Origin of the sequence: Shinella sp. WSD5-1, assembly GCF_963942435.1 — a bacterium.
Taxonomy (GTDB): domain Bacteria; phylum Pseudomonadota; class Alphaproteobacteria; order Rhizobiales; family Rhizobiaceae; genus Shinella; species Shinella yambaruensis.
The window spans coordinates 869,785-882,021 of sequence record NZ_OZ012596.1; the positions used below are offsets into that span (position 1 = coordinate 869,785).

General features: G+C 66.5%; 11 protein-coding genes and 1 pseudogene. 9 read left to right on the top strand and 3 right to left on the bottom strand.

The window, feature by feature from the left end:
* Positions 1-5 precede the first annotated feature (5 nt).
* On the bottom strand, positions 6-608 hold the full coding sequence (gene pmtA / locus AABQ55_RS04130) for a phospholipid N-methyltransferase PmtA (RefSeq protein WP_272807364.1): 603 nt from the start codon (positions 606-608) through the stop codon (positions 6-8).
* Positions 609-827: 219 nt separating this feature from the next.
* On the bottom strand, positions 828-1,946 hold the full coding sequence (gene dnaN, locus AABQ55_RS04135; protein WP_244767203.1) for a DNA polymerase III subunit beta: 1,119 nt from the start codon (positions 1,944-1,946) through the stop codon (positions 828-830).
* Positions 1,947-2,180: 234 nt separating this feature from the next.
* On the opposite strand from dnaN, the gene rsmI reads away from it, so the two are divergent.
* The 9 genes from rsmI to AABQ55_RS04180 all read left to right on the top strand — a co-directional run bounded on the left by rsmI (position 2,181) and on the right by AABQ55_RS04180 (position 11,700).
* Positions 2,181-3,107, top strand: coding sequence for a 16S rRNA (cytidine(1402)-2'-O)-methyltransferase (gene rsmI, locus AABQ55_RS04140; protein WP_244767204.1), 927 nt, complete (start codon positions 2,181-2,183; stop codon positions 3,105-3,107).
* Positions 3,097-3,465, top strand: a complete 369-nt coding sequence (locus AABQ55_RS04145) for a YraN family protein (protein WP_272807365.1) — start codon at positions 3,097-3,099, stop codon at positions 3,463-3,465. The genes rsmI and AABQ55_RS04145 overlap by 11 nt, the downstream gene beginning before the upstream one ends.
* 102 nt (positions 3,466-3,567) lie before the next feature.
* Complete coding sequence (locus tag AABQ55_RS04150) at positions 3,568-4,866, top strand: extracellular solute-binding protein (protein ID WP_272807366.1); 1,299 nt, start codon at positions 3,568-3,570, stop codon at positions 4,864-4,866.
* A 161-nt stretch (positions 4,867-5,027) separates the two neighbouring features.
* Positions 5,028-5,909 (top strand): ABC transporter permease subunit, encoded by an 882-nt coding sequence (locus AABQ55_RS04155; protein ID WP_272807367.1) that lies wholly within the window; start codon positions 5,028-5,030, stop codon positions 5,907-5,909.
* A gap of 13 nt (positions 5,910-5,922) precedes the next feature.
* Entirely contained in the window at positions 5,923-6,765 is an 843-nt protein-coding gene (ugpE, locus tag AABQ55_RS04160) for a sn-glycerol-3-phosphate ABC transporter permease UgpE (RefSeq protein WP_272807368.1), read from the top strand.
* Between the two features lie 12 nt (positions 6,766-6,777).
* Entirely contained in the window at positions 6,778-7,896 is a 1,119-nt protein-coding gene (locus tag AABQ55_RS04165) for a sn-glycerol-3-phosphate import ATP-binding protein UgpC (RefSeq protein WP_272807369.1), read from the top strand.
* Positions 7,893-8,885 carry an endonuclease/exonuclease/phosphatase family protein gene (locus AABQ55_RS04170; RefSeq protein WP_272807370.1) on the top strand — a complete coding sequence of 331 codons (993 nt, stop codon included), beginning with the start codon at positions 7,893-7,895 and terminating at the stop codon, positions 8,883-8,885. Before AABQ55_RS04165 ends, AABQ55_RS04170 begins: the two co-directional genes overlap by 4 nt.
* Positions 8,886-8,957: 72 nt before the next feature.
* Positions 8,958-9,902 carry a glutathione synthase gene (gene gshB / locus AABQ55_RS04175; protein WP_272807371.1) on the top strand — a complete coding sequence of 315 codons (945 nt, stop codon included), beginning with the start codon at positions 8,958-8,960 and terminating at the stop codon, positions 9,900-9,902.
* Positions 9,903-10,167: 265 nt separating this feature from the next.
* The gene (locus AABQ55_RS04180; RefSeq protein ID WP_272807372.1) at positions 10,168-11,700 is read left to right on the top strand and encodes a YifB family Mg chelatase-like AAA ATPase; all 1,533 of its coding nucleotides are present in this window, start codon (positions 10,168-10,170) and stop codon (positions 11,698-11,700) included.
* Between the two features lie 114 nt (positions 11,701-11,814).
* Here AABQ55_RS04180 and AABQ55_RS04185 read toward each other — a convergent pair.
* Positions 11,815-12,194, bottom strand: a pseudogene (locus tag AABQ55_RS04185) (VOC family protein).
* Between the last annotated feature and the right edge of the window lie 43 nt (positions 12,195-12,237).

Here is a 12,237-nt window from a genome sequence, read left to right on the forward strand (position 1 = left end):
GCCCCTCAATGGGTGCGGCGGTAGGTCCAGAGCTGCGCCGGCGGGATGTTGCGCACGACGAAGTCGAGATGGCTGATCTGGTAGCGGTCCGGCATGGCGACGACGGGGGAGAGCGGGCCATAGGAGATCTGCACGACCGGCCGGCCGGCGGGAACGCGCGAGAGCAGGTCCTCGATCAGCGCGACGCGCCTGTGCATCGGGAAATTGAGCAGCGGCACGGCGGAGATGACGCTGTCGAAGGTGGCGTCGCGAAGATCGCCGAGCGTCCTGTCGAGGTCGAAGGCATCGCCATTGATGAAGTTGACGCCGTGGAAGCGCGCGACGAGGTGATTGTAGAAATCCGTGGAGAACTCGACCGAGGTCAGCTTTTCCGGCGCAAGGCCGGTCCCGAGGATTGCCTTGGTGATGACGCCGGTGCCCGGCCCGAGTTCGAGCACGGGAAGGCCCGAGGCCGGATTGATGACGCTCGCCATGCGGCGCGCGGTGACCGAAGAGGTGGGGATGATCGAACCGACGGCCCGCGTATTGCTCATCCAGCCCTTGAAGAACCGGATCTCGTCGTCAAATTTCTTGCCGAGCCGTTCCTTGACCTTCACGCGCAACGTCATGCCATCCCCCTTCATGGTAGCACTTCTACATGGCCGGGAAGGGGCTTCGTGTCCGCCTGCTTCGCCCGGCCTTCTGCGAATATGTGACGCGGTTTGCGTCAAAAACAAGTCTGATTGCGCCGCCGCCTGCAAGTTTCCCCCGCCCGCGAAAGCGCTTCCTAAAAAAGAACCCGCCGGAGGACCGGCGGGTTCCAAGGCGGTTTCCCGATATGGCGGCGTCTATACGCGCATCGGCATGAGCACGTAGAGCGCGTCGTCGCCGGCAAGGTCGCGCACCAGCGTCGGCGAGCCCGGATCGGCCAGCATGAAGACGGCCTCCGTGCCGGAGAGCTGGGAGGTGATGTCGAGCAGGTATTTCGCGTTGAAGCCGATTTCCAGCGGGTCGCTGTCATAGCCGACCGGCAGCTCTTCCGTAGCGCTGCCCGAATCCGGGTTGTTGACGGTCAGCGTCAGCTGGCCGTCGCCGAGCGCCAGCTTCACGGCGCGGCCGCGCTCGGAGGAAATGGTGGAGACGCGGTCGACGGCCTGGGCGAAGGACTGGCAGTCGATCTTCAGTTCCTTGTCATTGTTTGTCGGGATCACGCGCTGGTAATCCGGGAACGTGCCGTCGATCAGCTTGGAGGTCAGCACGATGGAGCCGATGGTGAAGCGGATCTTCGCGTCCGAGACCTCGACGGTGACGGTCAGGTCCGGATTGTCGACCAGCTTCTGCAGCTCGCCGACCGTCTTGCGCGGGATGATGATGCCCGGCATGCCCTCGGAGCCCGAGGGGGCCTCGACATCGGCGCGGGCCAGGCGATGGCCGTCGGTGGCGACGGCCCGGAGCTTCAGTTCGCCCTTGCTCTCGATCGTGTGGATGAAGATGCCGTTGAGGTAGTAGCGGGTCTCCTCCGTCGAGATCGCGAACTGGGTGCGATCGATCAGCATCTTGAGATCCGTCGCCTTGAGGCGGAACGTGTGCGAGAAGCTGCCGGCGGTGAGATCCGGGAAATCGGACTGCGGCAGGCATTGCAGCGAGAATTTGGAACGGCCCGAGGCGACCGTCATCGAGGCGCCGTCGGCGCTGGTGGCGAGCAGCACTTCCGAACCGTCCGAGAGCTTGCGCACGATGTCGTAGAGCAGGTGCGCCGGAACGGTCGTCGCGCCGGCCTGCTCGACCTGGGCGGGCGTCGCCTCGGTGATCTCGAGGTCGAGGTCGGTCGCCTTCATGTCGAGGCTCGCGCCGTCCGCGCGCAGCAGCACGTTCGAGAGGATCGGGATCGTGTTGCGCCGTTCGACCACGCGATGGACGTGGTTCAGCGACTTCAGAAGATTGGACCGCTCGAGAGTAATGCGCATGAACTGTACCGCTTTCGACCGCTAGCACGCCGGAGGTCCGGCGCGGCATTGCCTTGAAATCCCGGCGGGCGCCGGAAGATGTGGACGGGCAAAATGGCAGAAACATGCGGAACTTTGCAAGTGCTAACGGCGTGGAACACAGGATAGTCAACCGCCGGACCTTGCGAGGGCCTGCCCGCTCGCCCATAAGGATGAAGACATGCGGCCGTCCAGCGGCTGGAAAGGTGACGGGCGATGCGGGACGAGGGTGCGGCAAACGGCGGGGGCGAAGGCGCGAAGACTTTCCGCCTGCACAATGCCGTGATCCCCGCCCGGCCGCTGGAGCCGGCGCTCTATCTCGTCGCGACGCCGATCGGCAATCTCTCCGACATCACGCTGCGGGCGCTCGAAACCTTGGCAGGCGCCGACGTGCTCGCCTGCGAGGACACGCGCGTCACCCGCGTGCTGCTCGACCGCTACGGCATCGTCAACCGGCCCTACGCCTACCACGAGCACAATGCGGACGAGGCGGGCCCACGCCTCATCGCCGCGCTGGAGGGAGGCAGATCCGTCGCCCTCGTCTCCGATGCCGGCACGCCGCTCGTTTCCGATCCCGGATACCGGCTGGCGCTGCTCGCGATTGCGGCCGGGCACCGCGTCGTGCCGATCCCCGGCGCCTCCGCCCCGCTTGCCGCGCTCGTCGGCTCCGGCCTGCCCAACGAGGCCTTCTTCTTCGCCGGCTTCCTGCCGTCCAGGGACAAGGCGCGGCGCGATCGCCTCGCCGAGCTTGCGGGCGTGCCGGCGACGCTGCTGTTCTTCGAATCCCCGCATCGCATCGCCGCGACGGTCGCGGCGGCGGCCGAGGTGCTGGGGGAGGGGCGGGCGGCCTGTGTCTGCCGCGAACTGACCAAGACCTTCGAGGAATTCCGCCGCGGAACGCTCGGGGAGCTGTCGGCGCATTATGGCGACGGCCACGCCGTCAAGGGCGAGATCGTCTTCGTCATCGGCCCGCCGGGTGCGGCGGCCGCGCCCGAGGCGGAAGATGTCGACCGGCTGCTTGCCGCGCTCGTCAGGGACATGCCGGCCGGCAAGGCGGCCACCGAGGCCGCGCGGCAGACCGGCCTGCCGCGGCGCGACCTCTACCAGCGCCTCATCGACCTGAAGGGCGGCGATGGGCAATAGGCCGGCGGATACGGGCCGGCTGAAGGCCTTTCGCCGCGGACACGTCTCCGAATACATCGCCGCGCTCTACCTTGCCGCCAAGGGCTTTCGCATCCGCGCGATCCGCTACCGCACGAAGCTCGGCGAGATCGACATCATCGCGCGGCGCGGCGACCTCGTCGTCTGCGTCGAGGTGAAGGCGCGCCGTGACGTCGACAGCGCCGTCTTCGCCGTCACCGGAACCGCGCAAGGGCGCATCCGCGCGGCAAGCGAAATCTGGCTCTCGCGCCAGCCCGACGGCCACCGCCTCTCCCTCCGGTACGACATTGTCGCCGTCCGCCCCTGGCGGCTTCCCCGGCATCTGCCGGATGCGTTTTGACCAAAAGGAAAATGTAACGAAACTGACATGAAACCGTAACGCGCCCGTCACGGTGGCTCATTAGTGCACCCTCACACCAAATCCGGTGAAGAGGAGCAACCCATGTTCAAGCCGCTTTCCCTCGCAGGTTTCGCACTCGCGTTTTCCGCCTCGGCCTCGATGGCCGCCACCAACATCACCTGGTGGCACGGCATGGCCGGCCGCAACGGCGAGGTCATCAACGAAGTCGCCCAGAAGTTCAACGCCGCCCAGTCGGCCTGTGCCCTGACGCCGGTTTCCAAGGGCACCTACGAGGAAGCGCTTGCTTCCGGCATCGCCGCCTTCCGCTCGGGCGAACAGCCGAACATCCTGCAGGTCTTCGACGCCGGCGCGGCGACGATCATCAACGCTCCGGGCGCCGTCATCCCGGCCGAAGACCTGATCACCGGCGCCGGCCACCCGTTCGACCGCGAAGCCTTCATCGAGGGCGTGCGCTACTTCTACGCCGCGCCGGACGGCAAGTTCGTAGGCATGCCGTTCAACTCCTCCGCCCCGATCATGTACGTGAACACCGAGGCCCTGGAGAAGGCCGGCGTCGAAGCGCCGAAGACCTGGGAAGAGTTCGAGGCGATCGCGCCGAAGCTGAAGGAAGCCGGCTACCTGCCGCTCGTCCAGTCGCAGCTCACCTGGCAGTTCACGGAAAACTTCTTCTCGCGCAACAACATCCAGTTCGCGACGAACAACAACGGCTACGATTCGGTCACCGACACGAAGATCAACATGACGGACCCGAACCTCGTCATGATGTTCACCAAGCTGAAGGCCTGGGCCGACGAGGGCTATTTCGGCTATTTCGGTGCCGGCTGGAACGACAACCAGAAGCTCTTCGAAGATGGCAAGGCCGCCCTCTGGATCGGGTCGTCCGGTTCGTTCGGCGGCCTCCAGAAGACGGCGCAGAAGCCGTTCACCGCGGCCTTCCTGCCCTACTGGCAGGGCATTGAAGGGGCCGGCACCAACTCGTTCATCGGCGGTGCCGCGCTGTTCGCCATGTCCGGCAAGCCGGACGAAGAGAACAAGTGCACGGCCGACTTCTTCCAGTTCCTGACCTCGCCGGAAATCCAGAAGTTCTATCACCAGGCCACCGGCTACGTCGCCATCACCAAGGCGGCCTACGAGCTGGCGAAGTCCGAAGGCTATTATGAAAAGACCCCGGTCGCCGAAGTCGGCATCCAGCAGCTCATGCTCAAGTCGGGCGACTGGTCGAAGGGCTACCGCCTCGGTTTCTACCCGCAGATCCGCGAGATCATGGAGCGCGAATACGGCCGCATCTTCGCCGGCGAAACCTCGGTCGAAGACGCCATGAAGACGATCGAGACCGAAGCGAACGACCTGCTCGCCCGCTTCGCCAAGACCGCCGGCTGACAGGGTAGGAATCCCCCTCACCCCGCCTCCGCTTCGCTCGGCGACCCTCTCCCCAAGGGGAGAGGGGGACCGCAGACGCTGCAACATCTCCCCTTCTCCCCGCCGGGGAGAAGGGGGCCGGCAGGCCGGATGAGGGGGTGTCCGCCATCGAAGGATCGCCCATGAAGCGCGTGCAATTCTCCTCGCCCTATCTGCCCTATCTCTTCCTCGCACCGCAGATGGCGATCATCTTCGTGTTCTTCTACTGGCCGTCCGTCCAGGCGATCCAGTCGTCCTTCTATCTCGAGGATCCCTTCGGCTTCGGCGCCACCTTCGTCGGCCTGTCGAACTATTCGGATGCGCTCGGCTCCGTGCAGTACCAGTCGATCGCCCGCTTCACCGTGGTCTTCACCGCGCTCGTCACCTTCCTCTCGCTCGGCATCGGCATGCTGCTCGCCGTCAAGGCGGATGCGGTGCTGAAGGGCAGCGCCGCCTACAAGACGCTGCTGATCTGGGTCTATGCCATCGCCCCGCCGGTCGCCGGCCTGATGGGCATGATGTTCTTCGACCAGCATATCGGCCCGCTGGTGAAGTTCGCCGCCCTTTTCGGCTGGGACATGAAGGTCGGCCTCAACTACAACGACACCGCCATCGCCATGATCATCGTGTCGGTGTGGAAGCAGATCCCCTACAATTTCATCTTCATCCTCTCGGGCCTGCAGAGCATTCCGGCCTCCGTGCGGGAAGCCGCCGCCATCGACTGCCGCTCCGGCATGCGGCGCTTCTGGACGATGACGCTGCCGCTGCTCGCGCCCACCGCCTTCTTCCTGCTCGTCATCAACATGACCTATGCGCTGTTCGACACGTTCGGCGTCATCGACGTGATGGTGAAGGACAAGGCGGCCAACAACCCGATCACCCTGGTCTACAAGGTCTATATGGACGGCTTCCGCGGCAACGACCTCGGCGGTTCCTCGGCCCAGTCGGTCATCCTGATGATCGTCGTCTTCGTGCTCACCATCTTCCAGTTCCGCTTCATCGAGCGGCGCGTGCACTACAATTGAGAGGGCGCCCGCCATGAACCGCATCCGTCTCCTCGATCACCTCGTTCTCCTCCTCGGCGTCTTCGTCATGGTCGCCCCCGTGGTGGTCGCCTTCATGACCTCCACCCACGAGGCGGCCGACATCCACCGCAACGGCCTCTCGCTTGCCTGGGGCGGCCACTTCACCGAGACCTACAACACCGTGCTGACGCGGGAAGGCGGCTTCACCGGCAAGATCACCGGCGCCCGCATGATCTGGAACTCGCTGATCCTCGGCATCGGTTTCGCGGCCGGCAAGATCGTGCTGTCGATGCTCGCCGCCTATGCCATCGTCTATTTCCGCTTCAGGCTCGGCACGCTGTTCTTCTGGATGATCTTCACGACGCTGCTCCTGCCGCTGGAAGTGCGCATCCTTCCCTCCTACGAGGTGATGAACAAGCTCTCGCTGACGAACACCTATACCGGCCTGATCGTGCCGCTGCTGGCCTCGGCCACCGGCACCTTCTTCTTCCGCCAGTTCTTCAAGTCCGTGCCGGAGGAGCTGCTGGAGGCCGCGCGCATCGACGGCGCCGGGCCGTTCAAGTTCTTCATCGACGTGCTCGTGCCGCTCTCGCGCACCATGATGGCCGCCATCTTCATCATCATGTTCGTCTATGGCTGGAACCAGTATCTCTGGCCGACGCTGATGACGACGGACGAGCGCTTCTTCACGCTGGTGCGCGGCATCAAGCAGATCCTGCTCGTCTGGGTGGGCTCCAACATTCCCGATTACAACGAGGCCTTTGCGCTGGCGATCCTCGCCATGCTGCCGCCGGTCATGATCGTGCTGATCTTCCAGCGGTGGTTCATCAAGGGTCTTACGGAAAGCGACAAATAGGAGGCTCGTCCCATGGCAGCGATCAGCATCAAGGACGTATCCAAGATCTACAATGGCGGCGTGACCGCCGTCAGCGCCGTCTCGATCGACATCGCCGACGGCGAGTTCATCGTGCTCGTCGGCCCCTCCGGCTGCGGAAAATCGACGCTGCTGCGCATGGTCGCGGGGCTGGAGACGATCAGCGAAGGCGAGGTGACGATCGGCCCGCGCGTCGTCAACGAGATCGACCCGGCCGACCGCGACATCGCCATGGTCTTCCAGAATTATGCGCTCTATCCGCACATGACGGTCTACGAAAACCTCGCCTATGGCCTGAAGAACCGCCGCACGCCGAAGGCCGAGATCGACGCGCGCGTGGCGGAAGCCGCCCGTATGCTCGAACTCCAGCCCTATCTGGAGCGAAAGCCCCGTGCCCTCTCGGGCGGCCAGCGCCAGCGCGTCGCCATGGGCCGCGCCATCGTGCGCAAACCCTCCGCCTTCCTCTTCGACGAGCCGCTCTCCAACCTCGATGCCAAGCTGCGCGTCTCCATGCGCGGCGAGATCAAGCGCCTGCAGCGCCGCGTCGGCACGACCTCGATCTACGTCACCCACGACCAGTTGGAGGCGATGACGCTCGCCGACCGGCTCGTCGTGCTCTCCGGCGGCAGGATCGAGCAGATCGGCCGGCCGCTCGACGTCTACCACCGTCCCGCCACCACCTTCGTCGCCAGCTTCATCGGTTCGCCGGCCATGAATCTCGCGGAGGGCGAAGTGCACGGCGGCAAGCTCGCCCTCGGACCCGCCCTCATCGATCTCGGCGCCACGGTGCCGACGCAGGGCGCCGTGACCGTCGGCCTGCGCGCCGAGGACCTGCGCCTCCATCCGGAGGGGGAGGGCAGCCTGCCCTTCCGGGTCGATTATGTCGAGGAACTGGGGGCCCAGCGCCTCGTGCACGGCCTTGTCGGCGATCAGCCGCTCGTCGCCGCTGTCTCCTCGGAAAACCCGCTGCCGGAAACCGTCTCGCTCTCGGTCGCGCCGTCGCGGCTGCATTTCTTCGACAGCGCCAGCGGCCGGCGGATCGACTGGCCGGGCGAAGACCGCCTGGAAACCCTTGCCGCCGGCCTGCCGGTGCTGGAGGCCGCCGCATCATGATCCGCACCACCGTCGACAGACTGACCGCCCCTACTCCGGCGGAGCGCATGGCGATAGCCGATCTCGAAAAATCCATCTCCGCGCACGATGCCCGCATGGCGCAGCTTGCCTGCATGAACGCGGTGGAGAAGGGCGGCCGGGCCGAACGCGCCGAACCGCTGCCCTTTCCCTTCACCGTCGCCGCCTGGAACCTCGAACGCTGCCTCTTCCCGCTCGAAAGCGCCGAACATCTCGGCGCCACCGGTGCCGAGATCGTTCTGCTCTCCGAGATGGACGACGGCATGGCCCGCACGCGCCAGCGCCACACCACGGCCGAGGTCGCCGGCGATCTCGGCATGGCCTATCTCTACGGCGTCGAGTTCATCGAGCTCGGCCTCGGCTCGGATACGGAGCTGGAATTCTGCAGGGACCGGTTCAACCGCCGCGGCCTGCACGGCAACGGCCTCATGGCCACCGTGCCGCTGCACGCGGCCTTCCTGCTGCGGCTGGAGGGCGAGCGCCTCTGGTTCATGGGCGAGGCCGACCAGCCGCGCCTCGGCGAGCGCATGGCGGTCGGCGCCGTCGTCAACACGGAGGCCGGCCCGCTCGTTCTCGTCTCCACCCATTTCGAAAGCGCCACCACGGCCGCCTATCGCGAGCGCCAGATGGTCGGCCTTATCGACGCCCTCGATGCGGCCTTCCCCGGCCACCCCGTCCTCATCGGCGGTGATCTCAACACCGGCAACCATGCCGGCGGCGACTTCGAGGCGGAAGGGCTTTTCGCCCGCGCGGCCGAGCGCGGCTTCACCCGCCATGGCGGTCCGCTGGACAGGATGACGACACGCCCGAGCCTCATCACGCGCTGGCCGGAACGGGCCATGAAGCTCGACTGGTTCTTCTCGCGCGGCCTTGCGGTTTCCGATACGCGCATCGTGCCCTCGCTCGATCCTTCCGGCCGTCCGCTCTCCGACCACGACCTCATCACCTGCCGGATCGACGGCTTCGCCTGACCCCGCGCGAGGCCCGTTGCCATCGCGCCGCCCGCACCCTAAATGTGTCGGGCATTCCTGAGGGGACTTTTCATGGCAAAGATCAAGAACGTCGCGGTCCAGATGGACCATGTGTCGACCATCAACATCGCCGGCGATTCCACCTTCGCCATGAGCCTGGAGGCGCAGAACCGGGGCTACAGGCTGTTCCACTACACGCCCGACCGCCTCAGCCTGCGCGACGGCAAGGTCTATGCCGCCGTCGAGCCGATGGAACTGCGCGACGTCAAGGGCGATCACTATACGCTCGGCACGCCCGAGCGCGTCGACCTCTCGACGATGGACGTGGTGCTCCTGCGCCAGGACCCGCCCTTCGACATGTCCTACATCACCTCGACGCATCTCCTGGAGCGCATCCACCCCAGGACGCTTGTCGTCAACGACCCCGCCTGGGTGCGCAACTCGCCGGAGAAGATCTTCGTCACCGAATTCGCCGACCTCATGCCGGCAACGCTGATCACGCGCGATCCCGCCGAAATCCGCCGTTTCCGCGAGGAGATGGGCGACATGATCCTGAAGCCGCTCTACGGCAATGGCGGTGCCGGCGTCTTCCATTCCACCAAGGACGACCGCAACCTTTCCTCGCTGCTCGAAATGTTCGGCCAGATGTTCCGCGAACCCTTCATCGCCCAGCAATACCTGCCGGACGTGCGCAAGGGCGACAAGCGCATCCTGCTCGTCGACGGCGAGCCGGTCGGCGCCATCAACCGCGTGCCTGCCGAACACGACGCCCGCTCCAACATGCATGCCGGCGGCCGCCCGGAGCCGACCGAGCTGACGGCCCGCGAAAAGGAGATCTGCACCCGCATCGGCCCGGCGCTGCGCGAGCGCGGCTTCCTCTTCGTCGGCATCGACGTCATCGGCGACTACATGACCGAGATCAACGTGACCTCCCCGACCGGCATCCGGGAAGTCAGGAAATTCGGCGGCGCCGACATCTCCGCCCTGCTGTGGGACGCCATCGAAAGCAAGCGCTGAGCGTCTTGCGGCCCGCCTCGAAGGGTTTTGCGGGACGTTCCGTTCGCGAACGTCCCGCCTTCGTTCCGCAAATGCAACCGGCTGCAACCGGCGCGCGGAAAATTCTCTCGCAAGTTCTATGATTGTTCTTGTTTCATTCCGGATTCCATGCCAGATTTGCAGATGCAACCCAGGGGCGGGTGCAGGGGACGTTTTCGGCGAAAACGTGTCGCGGTAGCCTTGCGCCGAGAATGGCGCAGCGCCGCGGGAACGGGCGGAGGCAATCATGGTGGCGCGGGTCGGGACGATCGCATTCCAGGGCATCGAGGGCGTGCCCGTCGACGTGCAGGTCATGGTGGCGCCCGGCAAGGTGGGCATGCAGATCGTCGGCCTGCCGGACAAGGCGGTCGCCGAAAGCCGCGAGCGGGTGCAGGCGGCCCTGCATGCCTCCGGCCTTTCGCTGCCGCCGAAGCGCGTGACGGTCAATCTCGCCCCGGCGGACCTGCCGAAGGAAGGCAGCCACTACGACCTTGCCATCGCGCTCGGCCTGATGATGGCGCTCGGCGCCGTGCCGGGCGATGCGCTGGAGGACTATGTCGTCATCGGTGAGCTGAACCTCGACGGGACGATCGCCGCCGTCGCCGGGGCGCTGCCCGCCGCCATGGGGGCGAACGCGCTCGGCAAGGGGCTGATCTGTCCGGCGGAAAACGGCGCGGAAGCCGCCTGGGCCGGCAGCGGCCTCGATATCCTGGCGCCGCGCAGCCTGATTGCGCTCGCCAATCATTTCAAGGGAACGCAGGTCCTGTCCCGGCCGGCGCCGGCAATCCGGGCGGCAGCCGCGGACCTGCCGGACCTTGCCGATATCCGCGGCCAGGAAAGCGCCAAGCGGGCGCTGGAAGTGGCGGCGGCCGGCAACCATAATCTCCTGATGGTCGGCCCGCCGGGCTCGGGAAAGTCCATGCTGGCCGCGCGCCTTGCCGCCATCCTGCCGCCGCTCTCGCCGCGGGAGCTGCTGGAGGTCTCGATGATCCATTCCATCGCCGGCCAGCTTTCCGGCGGCCGGCTGTCGGATCGCCGGCCCTTCCGCGCGCCGCATCATTCCGCCACCATGGCCGCGCTCGTCGGCGGCGGGTCGCGGGCAAGGCCGGGCGAGGTCTCGCTGGCCCATAACGGCGTGCTCTTCCTCGACGAGCTGCCGGAATTCTCGCCCCAGGCGCTCGATGCGCTGCGCCAGCCGCTCGAGACCGGGGAATGCATCATCGCCCGGGCGAACCACCGGGTGAGCTATCCCGCCGCCATGCAGCTCGTTGCGGCGATGAACCCCTGCCGCTGCGGCATGGCGGGCGAACCCGGCCGGACCTGCGCCCGCGGCCCGCGCTGCATGAGCGACTACCAGGCCCGCATTTCCGGCCCGCTGATGGATCGCATCGATATCCGCATCGACGTGCCGGCCGTCTCCGCGACGGACCTCATCCGCCCGATGGCCGCCGAGGCCAGCGAGACCGTCGCCCGCCGCGTCGCCCGTGCCCGTGCCCTGCAGATCGACCGTTTCGCCCGGCTCGGCATGGCTTCCGTCACCAGCAATGCGCGCGCCTCGACCGCGCTCGTCGAAAAGGTGGCGGAGCCCGATCCCGGCGGTCTCCAGCTCCTGCGCGATGCGGCGGAGAAGATGCATTTTTCCGCGCGCGGCTACCATCGCATCCTCAAGGTCGCCCGCACGCTCGCCGATCTCGACGAGGCGCCGGTCGTCGGCCGCATCCATCTGGCGGAGGCGATTTCCTATCGCATCGCCGGCGAGCGGCTCTCCGCGGCGGCGTGAGTTTTCGGGAAGAAGGCAGCGGTCCCGCCGAAGGAGAGTGGGAGCGTGGGTCTGGTATGCCGATGCCCTATGCGGGCATGGCTGAGCCTTGCCGATCGGGCGCGGACGAACGGTTCACCTGCCGGCGGGCGGTCCCGCGGGGTCCTTGCAGACGGCTTCGATGCGGTGTTCGTCCGGATCGATGATGAAGGCGGCATAGTAGGTCGGGCCGTAGGGGAGGCGCAGTCCGGGTGGGCCATGGTCGCGCCCGCGGCAAGGGCGGCCCGATGGAAGGCATCGACCGCGCCGCGGCTCGGTGCGGCAAAAGCGATGTGGAAGCCCGGCCCCGGCGCGGTGGCGGCCGTGCCGTGATCCTTCAGGCAGGGCTTGTCGCCGCCGCCGGGCGGGCCGTAGCCGACAGCCTGGCCCGGCTCGCCGGGGCGGATAACCGACCAGACCCGCGCGTAGCCGAGCGGCGCAAGAACCGCGTCATAGAATGCGGCCGCGCGAAGAATGTCGCAAACGCCGAGGGAAAGGTGATGAGAAAGGGAGCCGGGA